The 25,056-nt window shown below is 73.1% G+C and carries 21 protein-coding genes; 9 read left to right on the top strand and 12 right to left on the bottom strand.

Features of this window, described 5'->3' with window-relative positions:
* Positions 1 to 3 precede the first annotated feature (3 nt).
* Complete coding sequence (locus ACN27C_RS31150) at positions 4 to 801, top strand: endonuclease/exonuclease/phosphatase family protein (protein ID WP_120570928.1); 798 nt, start codon at positions 4 to 6, stop codon at positions 799 to 801.
* Here ACN27C_RS31150 and ACN27C_RS31145 read toward each other — a convergent pair.
* The 3 genes from ACN27C_RS31145 to ACN27C_RS31135 form a co-directional block, all read right to left on the bottom strand.
* Entirely contained in the window at positions 788 to 1,441 is a 654-nt protein-coding gene (locus ACN27C_RS31145) for a GAP family protein (RefSeq protein WP_422749887.1), read from the bottom strand. The two genes, ACN27C_RS31150 and ACN27C_RS31145, sit on opposite strands and share 14 nt — an antisense overlap.
* Before the next feature lie 165 nt (positions 1,442 to 1,606).
* Positions 1,607 to 2,443 carry an alpha/beta fold hydrolase gene (locus tag ACN27C_RS31140; protein ID WP_422749885.1) on the bottom strand — a complete coding sequence of 279 codons (837 nt, stop codon included), beginning with the start codon at positions 2,441 to 2,443 and terminating at the stop codon, positions 1,607 to 1,609.
* Positions 2,440 to 3,402 (bottom strand): TIGR03557 family F420-dependent LLM class oxidoreductase, encoded by a 963-nt coding sequence (locus ACN27C_RS31135; protein WP_121683197.1) that lies wholly within the window; start codon positions 3,400 to 3,402, stop codon positions 2,440 to 2,442. Before ACN27C_RS31135 ends, ACN27C_RS31140 begins: the two co-directional genes overlap by 4 nt.
* A 295-nt stretch (positions 3,403 to 3,697) precedes the next feature.
* Here ACN27C_RS31135 and ACN27C_RS31130 point away from each other — a divergent pair, with 295 nt between their 5' ends.
* Positions 3,698 to 5,092: a cellulase family glycosylhydrolase gene (locus ACN27C_RS31130; protein WP_364809688.1), complete on the top strand. Its 1,395-nt coding sequence runs from the start codon at positions 3,698 to 3,700 to the stop codon at positions 5,090 to 5,092.
* Positions 5,093 to 5,185: 93 nt separating this feature from the next.
* Here ACN27C_RS31130 and ACN27C_RS31125 read toward each other — a convergent pair whose 3' ends face one another.
* From ACN27C_RS31125 to ACN27C_RS31110, 4 genes are read right to left on the bottom strand one after another with little or no spacing between them, the layout of a single operon-like run.
* Entirely contained in the window at positions 5,186 to 7,471 is a 2,286-nt protein-coding gene (locus tag ACN27C_RS31125) for an alpha-galactosidase (protein ID WP_422749882.1), read from the bottom strand.
* Entirely contained in the window at positions 7,468 to 8,346 is an 879-nt protein-coding gene (locus ACN27C_RS31120) for a carbohydrate ABC transporter permease (protein WP_422749880.1), read from the bottom strand. The genes ACN27C_RS31125 and ACN27C_RS31120 overlap by 4 nt, the downstream gene beginning before the upstream one ends.
* Positions 8,343 to 9,299 carry a carbohydrate ABC transporter permease gene (locus ACN27C_RS31115; protein WP_121686305.1) on the bottom strand — a complete coding sequence of 319 codons (957 nt, stop codon included), beginning with the start codon at positions 9,297 to 9,299 and terminating at the stop codon, positions 8,343 to 8,345. Before ACN27C_RS31115 ends, ACN27C_RS31120 begins: the two co-directional genes overlap by 4 nt.
* Before the next feature lie 22 nt (positions 9,300 to 9,321).
* Positions 9,322 to 10,653: an ABC transporter substrate-binding protein gene (locus tag ACN27C_RS31110; RefSeq protein WP_358175654.1), complete on the bottom strand. Its 1,332-nt coding sequence runs from the start codon at positions 10,651 to 10,653 to the stop codon at positions 9,322 to 9,324.
* Between the two features lie 279 nt (positions 10,654 to 10,932).
* Between ACN27C_RS31110 and ACN27C_RS31105 the strand changes: the two genes are divergently transcribed.
* From ACN27C_RS31105 to ACN27C_RS31095, 3 genes are all read left to right on the top strand, one after another.
* The gene (locus ACN27C_RS31105) at positions 10,933 to 12,942 is read left to right on the top strand and encodes a beta-galactosidase (RefSeq protein ID WP_422749877.1); all 2,010 of its coding nucleotides are present in this window, start codon (positions 10,933 to 10,935) and stop codon (positions 12,940 to 12,942) included.
* A 34-nt stretch (positions 12,943 to 12,976) separates the two neighbouring features.
* Positions 12,977 to 13,753: a DeoR/GlpR family DNA-binding transcription regulator gene (locus ACN27C_RS31100; protein WP_120570918.1), complete on the top strand. Its 777-nt coding sequence runs from the start codon at positions 12,977 to 12,979 to the stop codon at positions 13,751 to 13,753.
* Positions 13,754 to 13,856: 103 nt separating this feature from the next.
* Positions 13,857 to 14,846: a sporulation protein gene (locus ACN27C_RS31095; RefSeq protein ID WP_121686309.1), complete on the top strand. Its 990-nt coding sequence runs from the start codon at positions 13,857 to 13,859 to the stop codon at positions 14,844 to 14,846.
* A 65-nt stretch (positions 14,847 to 14,911) separates the two neighbouring features.
* On the opposite strand, the gene ACN27C_RS31090 is transcribed toward ACN27C_RS31095, so the two are convergent.
* Positions 14,912 to 15,289, bottom strand: a complete 378-nt coding sequence (locus ACN27C_RS31090) for a hypothetical protein (protein WP_091427728.1) — start codon at positions 15,287 to 15,289, stop codon at positions 14,912 to 14,914.
* A gap of 283 nt (positions 15,290 to 15,572) precedes the next feature.
* On the opposite strand from ACN27C_RS31090, the gene ACN27C_RS31085 reads away from it, so the two are divergent.
* Entirely contained in the window at positions 15,573 to 15,995 is a 423-nt protein-coding gene (locus tag ACN27C_RS31085) for a hypothetical protein (protein ID WP_162959127.1), read from the top strand.
* 607 nt (positions 15,996 to 16,602) lie between these two features.
* Here the strand turns inward: ACN27C_RS31085 and ACN27C_RS31080 are convergent.
* Together ACN27C_RS31080 and ACN27C_RS31075 are read right to left on the bottom strand one after the other, a co-directional pair.
* The gene (locus tag ACN27C_RS31080; RefSeq protein WP_422751694.1) at positions 16,603 to 18,828 is read right to left on the bottom strand and encodes a HelD family protein; all 2,226 of its coding nucleotides are present in this window, start codon (positions 18,826 to 18,828) and stop codon (positions 16,603 to 16,605) included.
* A gap of 240 nt (positions 18,829 to 19,068) precedes the next feature.
* Positions 19,069 to 20,178, bottom strand: coding sequence for a LolA family protein (locus ACN27C_RS31075; protein WP_422749874.1), 1,110 nt, complete (start codon positions 20,176 to 20,178; stop codon positions 19,069 to 19,071).
* A gap of 95 nt (positions 20,179 to 20,273) precedes the next feature.
* On the opposite strand from ACN27C_RS31075, the gene ACN27C_RS31070 reads away from it, so the two are divergent.
* Both ACN27C_RS31070 and ACN27C_RS31065 read left to right on the top strand, forming a co-directional pair.
* Entirely contained in the window at positions 20,274 to 20,930 is a 657-nt protein-coding gene (locus ACN27C_RS31070) for a response regulator transcription factor (RefSeq protein ID WP_091427735.1), read from the top strand.
* Positions 20,927 to 22,330, top strand: coding sequence for a sensor histidine kinase (locus ACN27C_RS31065; RefSeq protein WP_422749872.1), 1,404 nt, complete (start codon positions 20,927 to 20,929; stop codon positions 22,328 to 22,330). Before ACN27C_RS31070 ends, ACN27C_RS31065 begins: the two co-directional genes overlap by 4 nt.
* Positions 22,331 to 22,334: 4 nt before the next feature.
* On the opposite strand, the gene ACN27C_RS31060 is transcribed toward ACN27C_RS31065, so the two are convergent.
* Entirely contained in the window at positions 22,335 to 23,921 is a 1,587-nt protein-coding gene (locus tag ACN27C_RS31060) for a tetratricopeptide repeat protein (protein ID WP_357900039.1), read from the bottom strand.
* Positions 23,922 to 23,969: 48 nt separating this feature from the next.
* Complete coding sequence (locus ACN27C_RS31055) at positions 23,970 to 24,440, bottom strand: MarR family winged helix-turn-helix transcriptional regulator (RefSeq protein WP_422751693.1); 471 nt, start codon at positions 24,438 to 24,440, stop codon at positions 23,970 to 23,972.
* Between the two features lie 50 nt (positions 24,441 to 24,490).
* Here ACN27C_RS31055 and ACN27C_RS31050 point away from each other — a divergent pair, with 50 nt between their 5' ends.
* Entirely contained in the window at positions 24,491 to 25,012 is a 522-nt protein-coding gene (locus ACN27C_RS31050) for a VOC family protein (RefSeq protein WP_120570912.1), read from the top strand.
* The last annotated feature ends 44 nt before the right edge of the window (positions 25,013 to 25,056 follow it).

Raw genomic sequence — 25,056 nt, 5'->3', positions numbered from 1 at the left:
CCGATGCTGCGGGTGATGACCTGGAACATCCGGACCGGCGGGCGGGACGGCGGCGGCGCCGACCGCCGGGACCGGATCGTCTCGGTCGTCACCGCGCAGCGCCCCGACGTGCTGGCGTTGCAGGAGCTGCGGGGGATGGACGCCACGCTGGGCGGCCTGGCCGACCGCCTCGGCATGACGCCGTACCTGGCCCGGTCCTGCTTCGGCCAGCCGGTGGCGGTGCTGGTCCGCCCGCCGCTGCGGGTGCTGCGCGCCGGCCGGGTCCGCCGCCCGTTCCACCACGCCGCCGCCCGGGTGCAGGTCGCCACCGGCGCGGGACCGTTCACCGTGTTCAGCACCCATCTGAACCCGTACTCGGGTGGGCGGCGCCGGATGGAGGCGGACTGGCTGGCCGCCGCGCTGCGGCGTACCGGGGGAGCGCTGGCCCTGCTGGCCGGTGACCTGAACACGCTGGAGCCCACCGCCGACCACACCGCCCGGCTGGCCGGGCTGGCCTCCCCGTACCGGCGGCGGCACCTGCGCCGCGACGGCCGTACCGTGGACACCCGGGCGGTGGCCCGGCTGCTCGACGCCGGGCTGGTCGACCTGTGGCCGCGCTCCGGCGGCGACGAGCCCGGCGGCCTGACCGTGCCGACCCGGCACGGCGGCGCCGAGTTCGCCGGGATGCGGCTGGACTACCTGCTCGCCACCCCGGCGCTGGCCGACCGGGTACGCGCGGTGCGGGTGGTCCGCGACGGTGACGCCGACTCGGCGTCGGACCACTATCCGGTGCTGGCCGAGGTGGACCTCACGGCCGGCTGAACGACCCCGCGAGGTCCGCCACCACGAAGGCCGCGAAGATCAGGATGACCACCTCGCTGACCAGCCAGGAGTGCCTGTCGGCCCAGGAGCGGAACGCGGGCAGCAGCCGTTCCGCGCGGTCGCCGGCCAGCAGCAGCGTGAGCAGCGGCAGGGCCAGCAGCAGCACGGTGAGCGCCGTGAACGGCAGCAGATGCCACCACGGGCGGCCGTGCCCGGCCATGCTGCCCGCGACCGACGCCATGACCAGCTCGTCGCTCGGCACGGCGACGGCGAGCAGCAGCCCCAGACCGAAGGCGTACGCGGGCCGCGGGTCCTGCAACCGGCGCAGCCACCCCGGGGGACGGTCGCGCCGCCGTCTGCGGAACGTGACCACCATGAGGACCGCCAGCAGGGCCAGCACGATCCAGTCGATGAGCCGGCGGCTGCCGCCCACCCCGATGCCGTGCACGGCGGTGTGCCGCACCACGCGGAACGCCGCGTACCAGAGCGTCAACGGCCCGAGCACGCCCACCGTGACGCCGGCCAGGTACGCCGCCGAGCTGCGGCGCGGGTGGCGGCCGGCGGCGAGGACGACGGCGCTGACGAGCTTCGACCCGGCGACCATCTCCAGCGCCAGCGGCAGCGCGGTCAGCAGGGGCATGCCCCATTCTGGTGTCGCCGTCGCGCACGCCGGGCCGGGTTCTACAGGACCAGGTTGAGCAGGACGGTGAGCACCACCGAGGCGACGATCGAGAAGAGGATCATCAGCAGGCAGCCGAGCCCGCCTCCGGCGGGCCGGATCTCGGTGTTCCCGATACGCATGGCGTCAACTCCTCAGCGGGGTGGTGAGCAGGTCGTGGACGGCGTCCGCGACCTGGGCCGGGGCGGTGGTGACCACGTTGTGCGCCGCGTCCGGGACGGCCAGCGTGCGGGCGTCCGGCACCAGCCGGGCGACCTGCTCCCGCCAGGCGGCGGGCGCGACCGGGTCGCGGGCGCCGGTCAGCACCAGCGTGGGCGCGCTGACCCGGGCCAGGTCCTCCTCGACCGCGTTGCGGACCGAGTGGGACAGCGTCGCGAACACCCGCCACGGCCGGGCGTCGGCCACGTCGCGCAGCAGGATCGGCGCCTGCCACTTCGCCTCCCGCAGCGTGTCCCGCAGCCACCGGCCGACCAGACCGCGCCGGGACCGGGCGGCCGGATCGCTGGTCGGACCGGCCAGCACCAGGGCGCGGACCAGGCCGGGGTGACGGGCGGCGAGCGCGGCGGCGACCTCCGCGCCGAAGGAATGGCCGAGCAGCACGACCGGACCCAAGCGGTACGCGTCGAGCCAGCCGGCCAGGAACGCCGCGTGCCGGTCCACGTCGTACGCGGCGCCGGGGCGTTCGGTCAGCCCGAAGCCGGGCAGGTCCGGCACGTACACCGGCTGGCGCGGCGCCAGCGCGACGGCCAGCGGGGTGAGGTAGCGGTGCGACACTGCGAGGCCGTGCACCAGCACGACCGGCGGCCCGTCCCCGCCCGGTGCGGCGGAGCGGCGGGTGTGCGCCCGCAGCCCGCCGACCTGCCGGAACTCGCTGGTCAGCCCGGCGGCCGGCCGGGGCGCGGCGAGCGCCAGGCGCAGCTCGGCCGGGCCGAAGCGCCCCGGCGGGGACGGTACGGCTGTCACAGCTCGCGCAGCCGGGGCAGCAGTTCCTCCTGGGCCCAGTCGAGGAACATCGGCTGGGTGTCGCCGCCCACCTGGACCAGCGCGACGTGGGTGAAGCCCGCGTCGACGAACTTCTTGAACGCCTCCACGTGCCGGTCGGTGTCCGGGCCGCAGGAGATGCCCTCGGCCACGTCCTCCTCACGGACGAACTGGGTGGCCGCCTCGAACGACTCCGGGCCGGGCAGGTCGGCGTTGACCTTCCAGCCCAGGCCGAACCAGCGGAACTGGTCGTGCACGATCTTGCGGCACTCGTCCTCGTCCGGGCCGTAGCAGATGGCCACCTGGCCGTAGCGGGGTCGGCCCGCGCCGCCGGCCTCCTCGTACATGTCGATCAGGTGGGACAGCGGGTCGGTGGCGATCATGGCGTCGGCGTACTCGGCGGCCAGCGTGGCCGACTGCCGCCCGGAGGCGGCCACCGCCATCGGCACCGGCCGCTCGGGGCGGTCCCAGACGTACGCGTCGGGCACGTCGAAGTGGTTGCCGGAGAACGTCAGCGTCTCGCCGTTGAGCAGCGGCCGGATGATCTGCAGCGCCTCCTCGAACATCTCGTGCCGCTGCTGCACGTGCGGCCATCCGCCCACCACGTGCTCGTTGAGGTTCTCCCCGGCGCCGAGGCCCAGCGTGAACCGGCCGTCCGAGAGCACTCCGATGGTGCTGGCCTTCTGCGCCACCACCGCCGGGTGGTACCGCCGGATCGGGCAGGTCACGAACGACATCAGCTCGGCCCGGCTGGTGGCGTGCGCGACCGCGCCGAGCACCGACCAGGCGTACGGGGAGTGGCCCTGGGACTCCAGCCAGGGGTAGTAGTGGTCGGACATGACCAGGTGGTCGAAGCCGGCGGCCTCGGCGCGTACGGCGTGGTCGACGAGTTCCTTCGGGCCGGCCTGCTCGCACATGAGGGTGTAACCGACGTTGACCATGGCACGTCTCCTTCCCGGGCGGATCGTCCCCGGATACCCCACCGGGCGCGGGTCAACCCTGCTGTCCGCTTCCGCGCCCGGCTCTTAACCGGTTCAGCTCATCCGGCCCGTCAAGCGGTGCCGCCTCCCGGCCCATCCCGCTTAACCGGTTGCCTCAGGCCATCCATCGCCCTACGCTGATGCCTGCGTCCGTTCGGGAACCGGGCGGCGGCTACCGGGCTCAGCCGCCACCTTCGTCGTCACCGTCACCGCACCCCCGCTCGGGCACGGGGGAGACCTTCCCCTGAGGACAGCCATGAAGAAACTGCTCTCCGTCGCGGGCGCCGCCCTGCTGACGGCCCTCGCCGCCGTCTTCGCCCTCGGGCAGCCGGCCCACGCCGCCACCGGGTTCTCCGTCTCCAACGGGCGGCTCTACGACGCCAACGGCGTCGAGTTCGTGATGCGCGGGGTCAACCACGCGCACACCTGGTACCCGCAGCAGACCAGCTCGTTCGCCGACATCAAGGCGCTGGGCGCGAACACCGTCCGGGTGGTGCTGGCCAGCGGCGACCGCTGGACGAAGAACAGCGCCGCCGACGTGGCGAACGTGATCTCGCTGTGCAAGGCCAACCGGCTGATCTGTGTGCTGGAGGTGCACGACACCACCGGGTACGGCGAGGAGGGCGCCGCCGCCTCGCTTGCGAAGGCCACCGACTACTGGCTGAGCATCGCCGACGTGCTCAAGGGCCAGGAGAAGTACGTCATCGTCAACATCGGCAACGAGCCGTTCGGCAACCAGGGCTACAGCGCCTGGACCACCGACACCTCGAACGCGATCAAGCGGCTGCGCGCCGCCGGCCTGACCCACACGATCATGGTGGACGCGCCGAACTGGGGCCAGGACTGGTCGTTCACCATGCGCGACAACGCGAGCACCGTGTTCGCCGCCGACGCGCAGCGCAACACCGTCTTCTCCATCCACATGTACGGCGTGTTCGACACCGCCGCCGAGATCAGCGACTACCTGGGCCGGTTCCGTACCGCCGGGCTGCCGATCGTGGTCGGCGAGTTCGGCTTCAACCACTCCGACGGCAACCCGGACGAGGACGCCATCATGGCGTACAGCCAGGCCAACGGCATCGGCTACCTCGGCTGGTCGTGGAGCGGCAACGGCGGCGGCGTGGAGTACCTGGACATGACCACCGCGTTCAACCCGGCGCAGCTCACGAGCTGGGGTCAGCGGATCTTCAACGGCGCCAACGGCATCGCGGCCACCTCCCGCGAGGCGTCGGTGTACGCCGGCAGCACCCCGACCCCGACCACCAGTCCCACCCGCAGCCCGAGCCCGACGCCGACGCCGACCGGCAGCCCCACCCCGACCCCGCCGCCGACCACCACGCCCCCGCCGTCCGGTGGCTGCACCGCCACCTACACAGTGGGCAACTCGTGGCAGGGCGGATTCCAGGGCGAGGTCAAGGTGACCGCCGGAGCCGCGGCGATCACCGGTTGGACGGTGCGCTGGACGTACGCGAACGGCCAGTCCGTCACCCAGGCGTGGAACGCGAGCGTCAGCAACAGCGGGTCGGCGTACACCGCCCGCAACGTCGACTACAACGGCCGCCTCGGCGCCGGCGCGAGCACCAGCTTCGGCTTCATCGGCACCTGGCAGGGCACCAACTCCACCCCTGCGGTGACCTGCACCCCCGCCTGACCCGCACCCCCAGTGGCGTGATCAAGGAGTTTGTGTCCCGATCGGACCTCGACGGAGACACAAACTCCTTGATCACCGGGGCGGGCCGGGCGGTCAGGCGGCGGTCACCTCCAGGAGGAGGGCCTGCTCGGGGTGCAGGGCGGGGAGCTGAACGCCGACCGACCCCAGCACCGAACCGCTCACCGTGATCCCGTCGCCCGGCCAGGCCAGCCAGCCGGGCGGGGACAACTCCAGCGCTGCGGGCTCCGGCACCCCGGCGGGCGGGCGCACGAGGTAGCGCCGCTCCGGGTCCAGCCCCGGCAGCCGGACCGCGCCCGGCACCTGTGCCACCGAGGTGGCGACCCGGCTGACCGCGTACACCGCATGCGAGCGGTCGTGGGCGACCACGCCGTGGGCCTGCACGGCCGGGTCCGGGTGGTCGACCCGGGCCACCCGGCCGGTGTGCAGCAGCGGGCGCAGCCGCTTGTGCAGCGCCACCCAGGCGGTGAGTTCGGCCCGCTCGGTGGCGTCGATCGCGGTGATGTCCCACTCGATGCCGTGGTGGCCGAACAGCGCGGTGACCGCGCGGAACCCCAGGTCGTGCACGCGGCGCGTGGTGTGCGAGCGCTCCGGCCCGATGTGCGTGCCGATCAGTTCGGGCGGCAGCAGCAGTCCGGTCCAGCGCTGGATGGACAGCCGTTCCAGCGCGTCGTTGCAGTCGCTGGCCCAGACCCGGTCGGTACGCCGCAGGATCTCCAGGTCGACCCGCGCGCCACCGGAGGAGCAGCTCTCGATCTCGACGTGCGGGTGCCGGGCACGCAGCTCGTCCAGCAGCCGGTAGACCGCGAGCGTCTGCGCGTGCACCCCGGGCCGTCCGGCGTGCCCGGCCTCGGTGAGGTCGCGGTTGTGGTCCCACTTCAGGTACGCGATCCCGTCGTGCTCGCTCAGCACCGCGTCGAGCCGTTCGAGCAGGTACGCGTACGCGTCGGGGTGGGCCAGGTCGAGCACCTGCTGGTGCCGCCACGGCGGCGGCAGCCGGCCCGGCGCCTGGAGCAGCCAGTCGGGGTGGGCGCGGAACAGGTCGGAGTCGGGGTTGACCATCTCCGGTTCCACCCAGAGGCCGAACTGCAGGCCGTGCCCGCGTACGTGGTCGATCAGCGGCTGCAACCCGTCCGGCCAGACCTCGCCGTCGACCCACCAGTCACCGAGCCCGGCCTGGTCGTGCCGCCGGCCGCGGAACCAGCCGTCGTCGAGCACGAAGCGTTCCACGCCGACCTCGGCGGCCGCGTCGGCGAGCGCCCGCAACCGGTCCAGGTCGTGGTCGAAGTAGACCGCCTCCCACACGTTCAGCGTCACCGGCCGCGGCGTGCGCGGATGCGACGGGCGGGCCCGCAGGTGCGTGTGCAGGGCGTCGCTGAGCCCGTCCAGCCCGTCGGCCGAGTGCGCCGCGTACAGCAGGGGAGTCGCGTACTCGTCGCCCGGCCCCAGCACGATCTCACCGGGCGTGAGCAGCTCACCGCCGCCGAGTGTGGACTCGCCGGTCGGGCGGCGCTCGGCGGCCGTGACGTGGTCGCCGCTCCACGCGGTGTGCACCGCCCACACCTCGCCGTGCCGGAAACCGAACCCGGCCGTGCCCGCGACCAGCAGCAACGTGGCGTCGTGGCCGGTGCGGCCGTGCCGCCCCTCGCGTACCCACGCGCCCATCGGCCACGGATGCCGCTGCGGCGCGCGCTCCCGGCACCACCGGCCGGTCAGGTCGAGCAGTTCGGTGGCGACCGCCGGCACCGGCAGCACCGGCGTCAGCTCCCGCACCTCGTACCGGCCGTCGCCGTCGTTGCGCAGCCGGTGCCGCAGCGTCAGCACCCCCGCCGCATCCAGTGTGATCTCGACGGTCAGGCTCAACCCCGCGCCCGGGTCCGCCGCCCGCACCGTCACCCGTGCGGCGCCGGCTCGGTCGCGGTTGCGCTCCTCATCGGGTACGCGCACCGCGTCCCCGCCTCCGGCCACGCCGCCCGGAGCGGGCGCGCGGTCCCGCTCCCCGCCTTCGGCCACGCCGCCCGGAGCGGGCGTGCCCGGCGCGTCGCCGTCCGGGGGCGGCTCGTCGCGCACGTCGAGGTCGGCCAGGCGGAACGCGGTCGACCAGTCCCGGCCGTCGCGGTGGCCGGCGAGACCGGGCCGCCCGCTCCACCCGGCGCTCGCCTCGGGCAGCAGCGACAGCACTGTTGGCGCGTCGAAGCTGCTCGGCACGACGGGTGGCACGGTGGCGTCGACGAGCGCGGGCAGGTCCCCGTCGGGCAGCGGGCCGAGGTCGGCGCCCCAGTGCACGACCCGGGGCAGCCCCGGGCCGCGTGCGTCGAGCACCAGGCTGGTCCGCGCGCGGCGCAGGTGGACGATCGTCATCCCTTGGAGGCTCCCAGCGTCAGACCCCGGACGAACTGCTTCTGGAGCAGGAAGAAGATCACCAGGGTGGGGATCGCGACCAGCACCGAACCGGCCGAGACCAGGTTGTTGTCGGTGAAGAACTCGCCGCGCAGGTTGTTCAGCGAGCTGGTGACCGGGAACTTGTCGCCGGTCCGCATGAGCACTGTGGCCCAGAAGAACTCGTTGTAGATCCAGGTCACCTCCAGCGTGGCCAGTGCGGCGAGCGCGGGGCGGCACAGCGGCAGCGTGACCTGCCAGTACTGCCGCCACACGTTCGCCCCGTCGACCATCGCGGCCTCGTACAGCTCGTGCGGCAGCGCCTTCATGTAGTTGCTGAGCACGAACACGCAGAAGCCGCACTGGAACGCGACGTTGACCAGGATCAGCCCCCAGTAGCTGTCGTAGAGCAGCTCCGAGTCGCTCATCCAGGCCGGCAGCGGGATCTCGGTGAACATCCGGAACAGCGGGATGAGCAGCGCCTGCTGCGGCAGCAGGTTCGCGGCCGTGAACAGGCCGAGCAGCGCGATGTTGAGCTTCCAGCTGAACCGGGCGATCACGAACGCCACGCAGGAGGCGAGGAACAGCGTGAGCAGCACCGCCGGAACGGTGATGTACGCCGAGTTGAGGAAGTGCTTGCCGAACTCGGCGGTACGCCAGGCGGTGACGTAGTTGTCGATCGTCCAGCCGCCGAGCGACACGTAACCGTTGGCGGCCGTGTACTCGTAGGAGCGGAACGACGTGAGCACCGCCCAGAGGATGGGGAACAGCCAGCCCACGGCGACCGTACCCAGGAACAGGTGCAGGACGACCCGGGCGGGCCGCACGGGGCGGCGGCCGGCGGAGACGGCGGTCATCGCTTGTCCTCCCGCATCACGGTCCAGAGGTAGATGGTGATGAAGACCAGCGACACGGCCAGCATGATCGTCGCCAGCGCGGAGCCGAAGCCGATCCGGCTGGCCTCGCCCACCACGTTCTGGGTGACCAGCGCGGAGATCAGCTCCAGTCCGTTGCGGCCCTTGTTGATGACCCAGACCAGGTCGAACGCGCGCAGCGACTCGATCACGGTCACCACCAGCACGATGATGTTGATCGGGCGCATCACCGGGAAGACGACCCGGAAGAACGTGCTGGTCTCGGACGATCCGTCGACTGCGGCGGCCTCGCGCAGCGACGGGTCGACGCCCTTGAGGCCGGCCAGGTAGAGCAGCATGATGTAGCCGACGTGCCGCCAGCCGGCCGCCACCAGCACGGCCCAGATGTTGACGTTCGGGTCGCCGTACCAGTCGGTCTCGCCGCCGAACACGCCGTTGAGCAGGCCCTGGTCGCGGCTGTAGATGAGCTGCCAGATGAAGCCGATGAGCGCCAGCGACAGCACCACCGGCAGGTAGAGCGCGGTCTGGTAGAAGCGGCTGCCGCGCAGTTCCTTGTCCAGCAGCACGGCGAGGAACATGCCGATCGGGGTGGCCACCACGAACAGCGCGGCCAGCCAGAGCAGGTTGTTCTGCACGGCCGGGACGAACGGCGGGTAGATGTTCACCACGTCGTCGTAGTTCTTGACCCCGACCCACTCGATCTCGCCGATCGGGCCGATGCCGTCCCAGTTCGTGCCGGAGAGCAGCACCGTCGCCACCGCGGGCAGCCAGACCAGGCCGGTGACGAGCAGCAGGGGTACCAGCACCATCAGCGTGATCACCACGCGGTCGGTGCGGGACAGGAGCCGTAGCCGGCGACCGCGACCACCGTTCGTGGTGGTCGCGGCCGGCGGCGGCACGGCGCGATCCGCTTGGATCAGGGGCAGGTCGGACATGATGTCCTTCCCCCTTCCGCCGTCAGCTGGTGAAGATCGACTTCTTCTGGTTCTCGATGCTGGTGAGCAGCCCGCTGATGTCCTTCGGGTCCTTGATGAACTGCTGGAGCGCCGGGATGATCACGGTGGAGGCGAAGTCCGGCCGGGTGTCGCGGTCGAGGAACTGGGCGATCTCGGTGGCGGAGCCGACCAGCTCGGCGGCCTTCTTCTGCAGCGCGGTGTAGGCGCCGGTGTCCGCGCCGCTGTTCGCGACGAGCGTGCTCGGGTCGTTCTTGACGGTGATGTCCGCCGCCTCCTTCGAGCCGAGGTACGTCAGCAGCTTCTGCGCCGCGTCCTTGGACTTCGGCTTGCGGGCCATCATGTAGCCGTCGATCGGGGCGTCCAGAGCCTTCGCGCCGATGGTGGAGTCGACCTCGGGGAACGTGAAGAAGTCCAGGTCCTCCAGGTCGGCGCCGCTGAACTGCTGGCCGACGAACAGGCCGAGCAGGTACATGCCGCTCTTCTTCTGCTGCAACGACTGGGCCGCCTCCTGCCAGGTGCGGCCGAGCGAGTCCGGCTGGTGCAGGGGGAGCAGCCCGGCCCAGGTGTCGAAGACCTTCTTCACCTTGTCGGAGGTCCACGCCTCCTTGCCGGCCATCAGGTCGATGTGGAACTGGTAGCCGTTGATGCGCAGGTTGAGGATGTCGAACGTGCCCATCGCCGGCCAGCCGTCCTTGTCCGCGAACGCGATCGGGACCAGGCCGTCCTTCTTCATCTGCGCGCCGAGCGTGTTCAGGTCGTCGAGCGTCTTCGGCACCTCGTAGCCGCGCTGCTGCCACACCGACTTGCGGTAGAAGACCGCCCACGGGTAGTACGACGCCGGCACGAAGTACTGCTTGCCGTCGTCGCCCGTGGACGCCTTCTTGAACGCGTCGGAGTAGCCGTCGAGCTTGCCCCACACGTCGCTGAGGTCACCGGCCAGGCCCTTGGCGGCGAAGAACCGCATCCGGTAGCCGGCGAACCAGGTGAACACGTCGTCCGGCTTGCCCTGCAGGTAGTTGTTGATGTTCTCCTGGAAGGTGTTGTGGTCGACCGTGTTGATGTCGACGGTCACGCCGGAGGACGTCTTGAAGCCGTCCATCACCTTGGCGACGACGTCCTTGGGCTTCGGGTCCGACTGGTTCGAGCCGAGCGAGACGCTCTTGGCGTCGCCGCCGGAACCGGAGTCGGAGTCGCCGCAGCCGGCGAGCAGACCGGTGCCGAGCAGCGCCCCCGCACCGGCCGCGCCGGCGAGCAGCGAGCGCCGGTTCAGGCCGGCGACGGACGGGGGTACGAGCCGGGCGAGGTATTCGGCTTGCGAGCGGGGACGGGACATGGTGCCTCCTGCGTGGAAGAGGTGCGCTGCGCTCATGGACCGTGATCGTTAGCGGTGAGCGGTGTTCGTGTCGGCCGCGGCAGATCCACCGAGAATCCACACGTCCGAACACAAACAGCCGGTGGCGCTTGAAGCTACCCCTTGGCGCGGCGCTGTCAAGAGGGCAAAAAGGCGACGCCTGCGGCGGTGAGGCAGGGCAAAGAGCCGGTAAACGTTGGAACGTCAGTCGATGTTGGAAAGTGTTGACTTGGGTGCTGTTCGGGGGCACCCTCTGCTGTCATGCGGAACTGGCACGGCGAGGGCATCTGGTACGGCGCGGACTACAACCCGGAGCAGTGGCCCGAGCAGACGTGGGCCGAGGACGTCGAACTCATGCGACGCGCCGGGGTCAACCTGGTCTCGGTCGGCATCTTCTCCTGGGCCCTGCTGCAGCCCACCCCCGAGCGGTACGTCTTCGACTGGCTCGACCGGGCGATCGACCTGCTGCACGACGGCGGCATCAGCGTCGACCTGGCCACCGCCACCGCCAGCCCACCGCCGTGGCTGGCGCACCGGCACCCGGAGACGCTGCCCCGCCGGGCCGACGGCACGGTGCTGTGGCCCGGCGGCCGGCAGGCGTACTGCCCCAGCTCGCCGGTGTTCCGGGACCACTCGCTCGCCCTGGTCGAGGCCGTCGCCCGCCGGTACGCGCGGCACCCCGCCGTGGTGCTCTGGCACGTCTCCAACGAACTCGGCTGCCACAACGTGCACTGCTACTGCGACGTCAGCGCCGAGGCGTTCCGCGGCTGGTTGCGCGAGCGCTACGGCGACCTGGACTCGCTCAACGCGGCCTGGGGCACCGCGTTCTGGAGCCAGCGCTACCACGACTGGGCCGAGGTCAACCCGCCGCGCACCGCCCCGACGTTCGCCAACCCGACCCAGCAACTGGACTTCCTGCGGTTCTCCTCCGACGAGCAGCGCGCGCAGCTGCGCGCCGAACGGGAGCTGCTGAACCGGATCGTCCCGCAGTCCGTCACCACGAACTTCATGATCGGCACCGGCATCAAGTACCTGGACTACCACTCCTGGGCCTCCGACGTGGACGTGGTCGCCAACGACCACTACCTCACCGCCGCCGACCCGCAGCCGCAGGTCAACCTGGCCCTCGCGGCCGACCACACCCGGGGCGTCGCCGGTGGCGCGCCGTGGCTGCTGATGGAGCACTCCACCAGCGCGGTCAACTGGCAGCCCCGCAACGTGGCCAAGACGCCCGGTCAGATGCGCCGCAACAGCCTCGCCCACGTCGCGCGCGGCGCCGACGGCGTGCTGTTCTTCCAGTGGCGGGCCTCCCGGGCCGGCGCGGAGAAGTTTCACTCCGCGCTGGTGCCGCACGCCGGGCCGGACACCAAGGTGTTCCGCGAGGTCTGCCGGCTCGGCGCCGACCTGCGCGCGCTCGCCGAGGTACGGGGCAGCCGCGTCGACGCCGACGTGGCGATCCTGTTCGACTACGAGGCCTGGTGGGGCGCCGAACTCGACTCCCACCCGAGCGTCGACGTCACGTACACCGACCGGTCGGCCGCGCTGCACGCCGCGCTCTGGCGGGCCGGGGTCACCGCCGACGTGGTGCACCCGTCGGCCGACCTGTCCCGCTACCGGCTCGTCGTGGTGCCCACGCTCTACCTCGTCCGCGACGCCGACGCCGACGCGCTGCGCCGGTTCGTGGAGGCCGGCGGCACCGCCGCGGTCACCTACTTCAGCGGCATCGTCGACGAGCACGACCACATCCGGCTCGGCGGCTACCCCGGCGCGTTCCGCGACCTGCTCGGCGTACGCGTCGAGGAGTTCTTCCCGCTGCGGGCCGGCGAGACGGTACGCCTCGACGACGGCGCCCGCGCCGACGTGTGGACCGAGTGGCTGCACGCCGAGGGCGCCGAGGTGCTGGCCGCGTACACCGACGGGCCGCTGCCCGGCGTGCCGGCGCTGACCCGCAACGCGGTCGGCGCGGGCGCCGCCTGGTACGTCGGCACCCGGCTCGACGACGACGCCACCGACCGGCTGGTGGCCCGGCTGCTCGCCGAGACCGGCGTGCGCCCGCCGGTCGACGCGCCGGCCGGGGTGGAGGTGGTCCGCCGCCGCTCGGCGGACCGGAGCTGGCTGTTCGTGGTCAACCACACCACCGAACCGGCCCGGCTGGCGGTCAGCGGCGTCGAGCTGCTCGGCGGCGTCAGGTGCGACGGCACCCTGGAGGTGCCGGCGGGTGAGGTGGCGGTGGTCCGCGAGGAGCCCGCGCCGGTGCCCGCGACCGCCTGACCGGTACCCTGCCGTCCGCGCCGAGGAGGTTCCCATGCTCGCCCAGCAACGGCAGAGCGCCATCCTGGAGTTGATCCGCCAACGCGGCGGCGTCCGGGTCAGTCACCTGGTCAGCCGCTTCGGGGTGTCCGACATGACGATCCGCCGTGACCTGGAGGTGCTCGCCGACCGCGGCCTCATCGACAAGGTGCACGGCGGCGCGACGCTCGCCGGACCCGGCTCCACCGAGGAGCCCGGATTCGCCGCCAAGTCGGTGCGCCAGCAGGCCGAGAAACGGGCCATCGTGGAGCGCGCCGCCGGGCTGGTCGAGCCGGGCATGGCCGTCGCACTCTCCGCCGGCACCACCACCGCCGCGCTGGCCGCCCGGCTGGCCGAGGTACGCGGGCTCACAGTGGTCACCAACTCCATCCCGGTGGCCGACGCGCTCTACCAGAACCCCCGCGCCGACCAGACGGTGGTGCTGACCGGGGGCATCCGCACCCCGTCGGACGCGCTGACCGGCCCGGTCGCCGAGGCCGCCATCGCCGCGCTCAACGTCGACCTGCTCTTCCTCGGCGTGCACGGGATGAGCCCGCGTACCGGATTCACCACGCCCAACCTGCTGGAGGCGGCGGTGAACCGGCGGCTGATCGGCTCCGCCCGCCGTCTCGTGGTGCTGGCCGACCACACCAAGTGGGAGACCATCGGCATCGCCACCATCGCTCCGCTGGAGGAGGCCGACGTGCTGATCACCGACGGCGGCCTGCCGCCGGAGGCCCGCCGGCAGCTCGGTGAGCAGGTCGGCGAGCTGGTGGTGGTCCGGGCCGACTGAGACCACGGCGTGCCTCACAGACAGTTCTCAGCCCCGCCGTCTAGGGTGCCCTGACGAAGTGCCCGACGGTCCATGTCGGAGCGCAGTTGCACGGGAGTGACCGATGGTCTTCAAGAAGATGTTGAGCGCGTTCGGCGTCGGCGGCCCGACCGTCGACACGGTGCTCAGCAACCCGAACACCCGGCCGGGCCTGACCCTGGACGGGCACGTGAACCTGGTCGGCGGCGACGCGGCGGCCCGCATCGAGCAGATCAACATCGGTCTGGTGACCCGGGTCGAGATCGAGAGCGGCGACCACGAGTACGCCGGCGTGATGGAGTTCCACCGGATGCCGGTCAGCGGCGCCTTCGAGCTGGCCCCGAAGCAGCAGCTCTCCATCCCGTTCCAGATGCCGGTGCCGTGGGAGACCCCGATCACCGACGTGTACGGCCAGCGCCTGCACGGCATGACCATGGGGCTGCGTACCGAGCTGGCGGTGGCCCGCGCGGTCGACAAGTCCGACCTGGACCAGGTGTCGGTGCACCCGCTGCCGATCCACGAGCGGATCCTGGAGGCGTTCCAGGCGCTCGGCTTCCGGTTCAAGCACGCCGACCTGGAGCGGGGCCACATCTACGGCGTGCCGCAGACGCTGCCGTTCTACCAGGAGATCGAGTTCTTCGCCGCGCCGCAGTACGCGCAGACGGTCACCGAGGTCGAGCTGACGTTCGTGACCAGCCAGCAGGGCGTCGAGGTGATCCTGGAGTGCGACAAGCGCGGCGGCTTCCTCAGCGCCGGGCACGACGTCATCGGGCGGTACTCGGTCCCGCACAGCGACGCCGCCCGTACCGACTGGGTGCAGGTCGTCGACGGCTGGCTGCGGGAGACCACGGGCCGCTACGGCAGCCTGCGGGCCCAGGGCTTCGGCATGCCGCACGGCGGCCACGGCTACCCGGGCCAGCACGGATACGCCGGTCACGGGCGGCGCGGCCCGGGCATGGGCGGCGTGGTCGCGGGCGCCGCGCTGGGCGTCGCCGGCGGCATGATCGCCGGTGAGATGCTCGACGACGCGTTCGACGGCGGCGGCGACGACTTCGGGGACTTCGGCGAGGAGTGAGCACACGCGACGACGCCCCCGGGACGGATCCCGGGGGCGTCGCCGTACGCGTGACTCGGCGCGCGTCAGCGCCGGCCTCGACGCTCCTCGCCGGAGCGGCGCGCGCTGCCCGCCTTCGACAGGCCACGGCTGACCAGGTACGCGCCGGTCAGCGCGGTCAGGTACCACCAGGCCTGGTTCGGGTTGTTGATGTTCAGGCCGTTGGCGGTGGTGCCCTTCCAGAACGCGGCGATCGCCACGACCGCGACCGCGGCTGCGTACACCCAGAACTCGGTGGTCAGGAACGCCTGCTTCGTCTCCGTACCCGGGGACGGCATGTTCTCCCGGTGACCGTCGTGCATCGACGGCATCTGCCGGGTCGACGTGTCCTGCATGTTCGACCGGTTCTGGACGTCGGACATCGGCCGGTTGGCCGGCCTGGTGGATGCAGCCTGCGTGCTCATCTGGTCCTCCTCAGGATTTGATGAGTCGTACCTGCATACCCTCGCCCCGCTACCGCAGGTCGGCCACGGCACGGTTCGCGCTTTGTGGCGGGGGCACCCTGGGTCTACCCCTCGCCGGAGACAAGGTAACCGCCGGTCGCCATCCGATGGCTGCCACGCTGGGCTCGCGGCCGGAACCGGACACCCCGGTGCACACCGGTCATCCCGGTGCCGGCCCCGGTTTCAGCCACCCACCCTCGGGCACGCAACACCGATACCCCGAGAGAGCTGCGAGGTGGTTGACGTGCGTGAGGACGACATGCGGCAGGACGCCGCCCGGCGGGCCGAGCAGCGGGTCGCCGGAGGCGTGTACGGCGAGGGCGCGCTGGACGAGGTCACAGTGCCGCAGACCGACGTGGAGCGGATGCGGCAGGAACTCGACCCGGACGACCCGGCGGACGTACCCGTCGACCCGACTGTGCTGCGCGACGGCGGACCGACGCGGGGCCAGGGCGCGGTCACCACGACCGGTGGCACCGCGGGCCCGGCGAGTGTGCGCCGGGTGGCCCGCCAGCCCGAGAAGCACCCGGGCAAGGTGGCGCCCACGACGACCGGTGACGCCGGCACGGGTGGCCTGAGCACCCCGGCCGGTGGTTCCACGAGCGACAACTCGTCCACGGGTGCCCAGGTGGGCAACTTCACCGACAACCGCCCCAACCCGGGCTGACCGGGGTGGCACGGCACGGCGGGGGCGGCCTCCGGCCGCCCCCGCCGAGCGACTTCTGCCACCGCCACTTCGGCGAAGTGGCGCAGTCAGGGCGGCCGTGATGTATCAACTTCCCCGACCTGGCGCACGTCCCCGCCACTCCGGCGAACTGGCGTGTTCGCCTCACCGATCCCGCCCGACCTGGTGGTGGGCTTCCTGCGGCTGGCGCTGGCGGCGTGCCACCACATCGGGGAAGTGGCGGGGTCAGGGCGGGTGTGATGTAGCAACTTCCCCGACCTGGCGCACGTCCCCGCCACTCCGGCGAACTGGCGCGAACAGGCCGCCGGGACACGCTCCCCGCCACCACCCCCAAGCCGGCACTCGCCGATCTTGCACTTCCGCCCCGAGAAATGTCCGTTTAGCGGAGCTTTCCGGGGCCGCAACTCCATGATCGCGGAGCGAGGGGAAGGGTGGGCGCGGCGGGGCATGAGGCAAGACGTGCCCGACCCCGTCGATCATGAAGTTGGCGGCCGATTTGGAGATCGACAATGCCGCCAACTTCATGATCAACGGGGCGGAGGGCGGAGGGCGGAGGGCGGAGGGCGGAGGGCGGAGGGCAGGGAGGGGGTTAGGCAGTGGGGGTGCGGAGGATGCCCAGGCGCTGGGTGGCTCTTGTCAGGGCCACGTAGAGGTCGCTGTTGCCCCTCGGGGACTCGGACACGATCCGGGCCGGGTCGACCACCAGCACCGAGTCGAACTCCAGGCCCTTGGCCTGCTCGGTGGTCAGCACCACCACCCGGTTCGCCAGCTCGGGCTGCTCACCCACTGTCGCCTCCGGCAGCGCCGCCACCACCGCACCGCCCAGCTCGGCCACCCGGCCGGTGGGCACCAGCACGCCGAGCCGCCCGTCGCCGAGCGACGCGGCCTCCCGGGCGGTCGCCTCGACCAGCTCCGTCACCAGCCGGTCCGCCGGTACGGTCCGGTCCCACGGCGGTACGCCGGTGGCGCGTACCGAGCGGGGTGGCCGCAGCGCCGGGTCGATCTCGGCGAGCACGTCGGCGGCGACCGCCATGATCTCGGCCGGGGTGCGGTAGCTGACGGTCAGCTCCTCCAGCCGCCACCGGTCCGCCACGTACGGCGCCAGCGCCTCGCCCCACGACGGCGTGCCGGCGAGCGCGCCGGTCTGCGCCACGTCGCCGACGATCGTCATGGACCGGCTCGGGCAGCGGCGCATCAGCAGCCGCCACGCCATCGGTGAGAGCTCCTGCGCCTCGTCCACGATCACGTGCCCGAATGCCCACGTACGGTCGGCGGCGGCGCGCTGGGCGGTGGTGAGCCGGTCGGACTCCTCCTGCCGCTCGGAGAGCCGGTCGGCGTCGATCAGGTCGGTGACGCCGAGGATCTCACCGCCGTCGGCCTCGTCCTCGACGTCGATGGAGCGGGAGCCGCGCCAGATCTCCAGCACACCCTCGGCGTACTCGCGTTCCAGCGCCCGGATCCGTTCCCGGCGGGCCACGGCGGCGCGCTCGTCCTCGCCGAGCAGTTCGGCGGCCTCGTCCAGCAGCGGCACGTCGGCGGGCGTCCAGCCGCCGGGCTCGCGGTGCAGCGCGGCCCGCTCGGCGTCGGTGAGCATGGGCGCGGCGGTGGCGATCCGCTCCGGCGAGGCGTACAGGTCGGCGAGCAGGCGTTGCGGGGTCAGCACCGGCCACAGCTCGTCCAGCGCGGCGCGGACCTCCGGCTCCTCGCGCAGCTCGCGGCGGATCTCGGCGCGGTCGGCCTCGGAGAGCAGGTTCTCCCCGCCGAGCGGGTCGGCGCCGATCCGCTCGGCCACCTGGTCGGCGAGCGCGTGCACGATCTCCACGTCGAACAGGGCGCGGGCCAGGTTGTGCGGGCGGCCGGTGCGGCGTACCCGGTCGCGGGCCTGCCGCACGGTCTCCGGGTCGAGCGTCAGCACCTCCCGCTGCGGCAGTTCGATGGTGACCGGCTCGTCGGGCACCCACTGCCGGTCGCGGACCGCCGCGGCGAGCACGTCGGCCAGCACGGCGCGGCCCTTGAGCGCGGCGGTGGTGGCCGGCTCGGCGCGGTGCGCGTGTACGCCGGGGAACAGGTCGGCCTGGGTACGCAGCAGCACGCCGGTCTCGGCCAGCGTGGGCAGCACCTGGGAGATGTAGCGCAGGAACGTGGCGTTCGGGCCGACCAGCAGCACGCCGCGGGTGGAGAGCTGCTGGCGGTGGGTGTAGAGCAGGTACGCGGCCCGGTGCAGCGCCACGGCCGTCTTGCCGGTGCCGGGGCCGCCCTGCACCACCATCACGCCGGGCAGGTCGGCGCGGATGATCCGGTCCTGCTCGGCCTGGATGGTCTCGACGATGTCGCGCATCCGGCCGGTGCGTCCGGCGTTGAGCGCGGCGAGCAGCGACGCCTCGCCGGTCAGTTCCTCGTGCGCGGTGGGGGAGGCGGCGGCGATGTCCAGCACCTCGTCGTTGAGTCCGGTCACCTTGCGGTCGCGCGTGCGCAGGTGGCGCCGGCGGCGTACGCCCTGCGGGTTGGCGGCGGTGGCCAGGTAGAACGGGCGGGCGGCCGGGGCGCGCCAGTCCATCAGCAGTGGGTCGTAGTCGCCGGAGGAGTCGAAGATCCCGATCCGGCCGATGTAGCGGACGGCGCCGTCGTCGCCGTCGAGGCGGCCGAAGCACAGGCCGCTCTCCACCGCGGAGAACTGCTCGACCTGGTCGGCGTACATGGCCACGGTCGAGTCGCGCTGCGAGCGGGCCTGCTGCGTGCCGCCGGTGTGGCGCAACTCCTCGTCGAGCCGCCGGGCGGCCTGTTCCCGCATGCCGTCCAGCCGGTCGTACAGCATCGAGACGTATTCCTGCTCCCGGCCGATCTCGTCGTCCTGGCGCAGGTCAGCCGACACGTCGGAGTGCGTTGACAATCCGGCTCCTCATTGACTAGAATTGCTGCAGGAATGGCATTCAGAAGCCATTCCTTTTTGTGCCTGAACTGAGAAAGATAGCGCGTCGGCAGCCACCCGACCAAGCCCGGACACGACTCGGGGCCCGGCCGGCGTCAGCCGACCGAGCCCCGGGCACGGCAGTTCTCAGCCCTTGGCCGCCTCGTAGAGCCGCTCCGGCGTGACCAGACCGGCGATCACCCGGCCGTCGTCGGTCAGCAGCACGCTGAACAGCTTGCCGCTGAGCAGCCGGCCGCTGCCCCAGTCGCCGCTGACCTTCGGCAGGTCACCGAGCACCTGCGCCAGCATCTGGGCGTCCGGCGCGTCCGCGCCGGGCTTCGCGCCGTCGCCGGTCGCCGCGTCGCCGATCTTGGCGACCACCACCGTGGTCCAGCCGGTGCCGACGGTACGCACGTCCGGCTTCTCGGCGTCCTTGCGGTCGAACCGCTTGCCCGCCGGCCCGGGCCGCTCGTCCTCGGTCGCCTCGGTGACCTTCACACCGGGCGGCGGGTTGAACCGGAACTGGTCGGCCTCCGGCGTGCGGAAGTCGACCTGGGTGAACGCCACCTGGAACGCCGGCTCGTCCTGCCCGTCGGCGAGCACCTGCAGGCGCAGCGGCACGTGCTCCTTCGCGTCCAGCGCGATCCGGACCTGGTGCACCAGGGACGCCTTGTCGCGCGGGGTGAGCACCAGCTCGTACGCGTCCCGCCCGGCCACCGTCGCGGTGCGGCCGACGGTGACCGCCGTGGTCGGGTCGATCGCCTCCAGCGCCCGGTCCGCGGCGTCGGCCGGGGTGGCCGGCACGGTGGCCCGGTCCGGTGCGTCGGCCGGCAACGTCCGGTGCGTGGCGGTGTTCTCCCGGCTGTTCCAGGTCCAGACGTCCCGCCCGTTGCGCAGGATGTCCTGCTCGCCGAGCGTGTCGACCAGGGCCAGCCGCTGCCGGTCCTGGCCGCCGTACCAGACGCGCAGTGTGTGCGTACCGGACACCAGCCCGGCCAGGTCGTTGCCGGCGGCCCGGCCGGCGAGCGCGGCGATCGGCGGCAGGCCGAGGTCGGCGCGCTGCACGACGGTGCCGGAGAGCCCGTCCAGGCGGGACGTGCGCAGGTCTTCCAGGAGCTGGGCGGCGCTGCGCGGCGGCAGCGCCGGGTCGGCGCCGGCGGCGAACGTGCCGACGGCGGCGCCACCGCCGATCACGGCGACCCCCGCGGTCACCGGGACCAGCCAGCGCAGCACGGCGCGGTTCTTCATCACGGACATAGTGTGCACCTCCTGCGCACCATGCTGCGCGACCGTCGCTGTGACCACGCTGAGGAGATCCCCTACGGGTGACCCCATGGTGGCACCCTGGACCGGTGCGGTTGCTGGTGGTGGAGGACGAGACGCGGCTCGCGGCGGCGCTGCGCCGGGGCCTGTCGGCGGAGGGGTTCGTGGTCGACGTGGCGGCCACCGGCCCGGAAGGGCTGGACGCGGCCCGGCACGGCGAGTACGACGCGATGATCCTCGACGTGATGCTGCCCGGCCTCTCCGGCTACGAGGTGGTCCGCCGGCTGCGCGCCGAGCAGCGCTGGCTGCCGGTGCTGATGCTCTCGGCCAAGGACGGCGAGTACGACCAGGCCGACGGCCTGGACTGCGGCGCCGACGACTACCTGACCAAGCCCTTCTCGTACGTGGTGCTGCTGGCCCGGCTGCGGGCGCTGCTGCGCCGCGGCGCGCCCCGGCGGCCGACCGTGCTCACCGTCGGCGACCTGCGCCTGGATCCGGCCCGCCGCCGGGTCACCCGGGCCGACGCCGAGGTGGTGCTGACCAGCCGCGAGTACGCGCTGCTGGACTACCTGATGCGCCGCCCCGGCGAGGTGGTCTCGAAGACCGAGCTGCTGGACCACGTCTGGGACGCGTCGGTCGACACCGCCCCGAACGCGGTGGAGGTCTACGTCGGCTATCTGCGCCGCAAGATCGGCCGGGAGCGGCTGGAGACGGTGCGCGGCGCGGGCTACCGGCTGGCCACATGAGCCGGTGGGTACGCGGCCCGCTGCCGCGACTGGGCCTGCGGGCCCGGCTGCTCGCGCTGGGCGTGCTGGGGCTGGTGGTCGGGTTCGCGTTCGGCGGGGCGCTGCTGCTCGGCGCGCTGGGCTGGACGCTGCAGCGCTCGGTCGACGAGGAGGCGCTGCGCACCGCCGACGCGGTGGCGCTGCTCACCGCCGAGGACGCGCTGCCGGACCCGCTTCCGGTGGCCGGCGGGCAGTTGCGGGTGCAGGTGGTCGACGCGCAGGGCCGGATCCGGGCCGCGTCCATCGACGCGGACCGCCTCGTGCCGATGCTCGGCCCGGACGAGCTGCGCCCCGGGCAGCGGCAGCGGCTGGTGGTGGACGGGCGGCGCGCCGGCATGCCCGGCCCGGTCCGGGTGGTCACGGTGCCGGCCGGCACGGCGCAGGAGCCGCGCACGGTGCTCGTCGCCAAGTCGCTCACCGACGTGCGGCACAGCCTGCACGTGGTCCGCAACCTGCTGCTCGTGGGCTTCCCGCTGCTGGTCGCCGGGCTCGGGGTGGTGGCTTGGCGGGTGGTGGGCGCGACGTTGCGCCCGGTCGAGCAGTTGCGCAGCGGCGCCGCCGAGATCACCGGCCGGGCCGGGGCGGAGCGGCTTCCCGTACCGGCGGGGCAGGACGAGATCCACCGGCTCGCGGTCACGCTCAACGACATGCTGGACCGGCTGGCCGCGTCCCGGGACCGGCAGCGGGCGTTCGTCGCCGACGCCGCGCACGAGCTGCGCAGCCCGCTGACGAACATGCGTACCGAGCTGGAGGTGGCCCGGCGTCTCGGCGACGACACCGACTGGCCGGCGGTCGCCGACGACCTGCTCGCGGACACCGAGCGGCTGAGCCGCCTGGTGGACGACCTGCTGCTGCTGGCCCGCCTCGACGAGCAGGACGCCCGGCCGTCCCCGGTCGGCCCGGTGGACCTGGGTGAGCTGCTGCGCGGTGTGGCGGCCCGCTACCCGTCGCCGCCGGTGCGCCTGACGCCGCCGGACGCGCCGCGGTGGGTCGAGGGGGACGCGGGGGAGCTGCGCCGGGTGCTGGTGAACCTGGTGGACAACGCGCTGCGGCACGCGTACACCGGTGTGGATCTGGCGGTGAGCGGGCCGGACGGTGCGTACCACCTGATCACGGTGACCGACGACGGGCCGGGCATCCCGGCGGTGGACCGGGAGCGGGTGTTCGCCCGGTTCACCCGGCTGGACGACGCGCGGGCGCGCGACGCGGGCGGCGCGGGCCTGGGCCTGGCCATCGTGCGCGAGCTGGTGCGCCGGGCCGGCGGCACGGTGGAGCTGGCCGACGCGACGCCCGGCGCCGCCGCGCCGGGGCTGCGGGCGACGGTACGGCTGCCCGCGCTGGCCGAGCCGGACGCGGAGTGAGCGGTCAGCGGCGGCGCTTTGTGCAGACCGGGCCGGTGCGTGCGACGGTGTCGGTGGACCAGACGAGCGCGACGGTGAAGCAGTAGTCGGTGGTGCGGTCGAGCCCGTAGGCGATGTAGTCGGCCGAGCCGGCGGGCAGCGTGGCGAACGTGCCCTGCGGCTGCCCGGACCGGCCCCCGGCGACCACCACCGGTCCTTCCGCGCCGGCCGGGTACGTCCAGCTCAGCACGATGCTGTCGCGCCGGTCGGTGAGCGTGAACCGCCCGGGTGGCGTGCCCGGGGCGGCGGCGGCCGCTGTGGTCGGCGCGGGAGCGGCCGAGGTCGGCGGCGCGCTGCCGGCCGGTGCGCTGGTGGCCGGTGGCGGGGTGTCGCGGCCGTCGTCCACCCGGGACACCCCGGCGATCACCGCGATGGTGCCGAGCAGCAGCGCCACCACGACGCCGAGCACCACGAGCGGCAGCCAGGGCAGCGTGCGCCGTTCCGGGGCAGGCGGCCGGGGCACGTGCACCGGGAGGTAGCGCGACGGCGGCTCGGGCGGGGGCGGCGGCACCCGGCGTACGCCGTCGGGCTCGTCGTCGGCGAGGCCGACCACCGTGGGCGGCAGCGGGTCGGCGCCGGGCCGCCACGGCTGCTCGGCCGGCTCGTCGGGCGGCCACGGGTAGTCGTCGAACGCGTCGCCGTCGGCCTCCGGCGCGGTACGCGGTGTCGGCACGTGCGCGGTCTCGGCGGCCCGGCCGGGCGGGTGGTAGAGCGGCGTCTCGACCGGCTCGTCGAGCGCGGGCGGGCTGTAGGGCGGCAGGTCGTGCGGACCCTCGGTGGCCGGGGGAACCCGGGCGGCGGGCACCACTGGCGTGGTCCGGGCGGGCGGCGGCTCGGGCGCCGCAGCGGCGGGCGCGGGGCAGACGTGGTCGGGGTCGGCGGCGGCGCGGGCCAGCCCGGCCACCTGGGCGGCGAGCGGGTCGTCGGGGTCCAGGTGCAGGCGGCACAGCTCCTCGGCGAGCGTCAGGTGCTCGTGGGAGTCGGCGTACCGGCCGCAGTCGCGTTCCATCGCGCCGAGCTTCGCCAGCATCTTGATGCCGCTGGGGTGGCCGTCGCCGTAGACCTCCCGGTGCAGCTCCCAGGCGTCCTGCAACCGGTCGCGGGCCACCTCGCACTGGCCGCGCGCGTACTCCACGGTGGCCAGGTCGGCGTGCGCGGCGAGGACCCGCTGCGACTCCGGGCCGTCGCGGGCGGTCAGCTCGATGATGACGTCGGAGTAGAGCCGGGCCGCCCGGGCGTCGCTGCCGACCCGGTGCAGCACCGCGGCGAGCGTCGCGGCGGCGGTGACGGTGCGCTCGTCGGAGCGGCCGTGCAGCCGGGTGGCCGCCGCGTACGCGAACGCGGCCCAGCCCCGGGCGGAGTGCGGCTCGCCGAGCGCGACCAGCACCCGGGCCTGGAGACCGGCCGCCTCGGCCAGCTCGGGGGAGGCGTTGCCGGGGCGGGGATCGGCGTCGCTGAGCGCGTCGGCGAGCAGCCGTTCCGCGCCGGTGAGGTCGCCTTCGGACACCAGTTGGTGCGCCTGGACGGTCAGGTCAGCGAAGCCGGAGGACACGCCCCATCGTGCTCGTCCGGCGACGGTATGTACAAGACCCGGAGTGGATCAGTTTGGTCCCGAATCCGTCAGGTGGTCGGCGAGCGTCTCGCTGATCCGGCGGAGTTGGTCGACCTGGGCCGGGCTGAGCGCGTCGAACAGGTGCCGGCGTACCCCCTCGACGTGGCCGGGCGCGGCGGCGGCCAGGGTGGCGAAGCCCTCGTCGGTGAGCACGGCGACCTGCCCGCGCCGGTCGGTGGGGCAGTTCTCCCGGCGGATCCACCCGGACGCCTCCAGCCGGGCGGCGGCGTGCGACAGCCGGCTGCGCGACGAGCCGGTCAGCTCGGCCAGTTCGCTCATCCGCAGCCGCCGGTCGGGGGCCTCGGAGAGGCGGACCAGGATCTCGTAGTACGCGTGCGGCATGCCCGCGTCGTGTTGCAGCTCGCGGTCGAGCGTCTCCATCAGCGCCCGGGAGGCGGTCAGGAAGGCGCGCCAGGTCCGCTGCTCGTCGGGGTCCAGCCACCGGGTCATGACGCCCATCATAGCGCCGATAGTTGAACGCTCAACAAAACCGGGGTACGGTCGACGACATGGGCATCCACCGACTCAACCACGCCGTCCTCTACGTCAGTGACCTGGAGCGCAGCGTCGCCTTCTACGGCGACGTGCTGGGCTTCCGCCGGGTGCCGATGACGCCCGAGGGCTTCCGCGGCGCCGCCTTCCTCCAGGCGCCCGACTCCACCAACGACCACGACCTCGGCCTGTTCGAGATCGGCGCGGCCGCCGGGGCGTCCCAGGCCGGCCGGGCCACGGTCGGGCTCTACCACCTGGCCTGGGAGCTGGACACGCTCGACGAGCTGGCCGCCACCGCCGAGCGGCTCTCCGCCGCCGGAGCGCTGGTCGGCGCGTCCGACCACGGCACCACCAAGAGCCTCTACGGCCGCGACCCGGACGGGCTGGAGTTCGAGATCGTCTGGATCGTCCCGGCCGACCTGCTCGACGACGCCGCGCTCGCCGCGCGTACCCGCATCGGGCGGCTCGACCTCGACCGCGAGCGGCAGCGCTACGGCGGGCAGACCCGCGGCGGCGTGGGCATCTCCGTCCCGGTCTGAGCGGGGTTCACGGCCGGGCCCGCCGCGCCGTGCGGTAGAAACGG

Source organism: Micromonospora sp. WMMD1219, assembly GCF_049315215.1.
GTDB lineage: Bacteria > Actinomycetota > Actinomycetes > Mycobacteriales > Micromonosporaceae > Micromonospora > Micromonospora tulbaghiae.
Note: the sequence above shows the minus strand (reverse complement) of the source record. Positions and strands in the feature narration are given on the sequence as shown.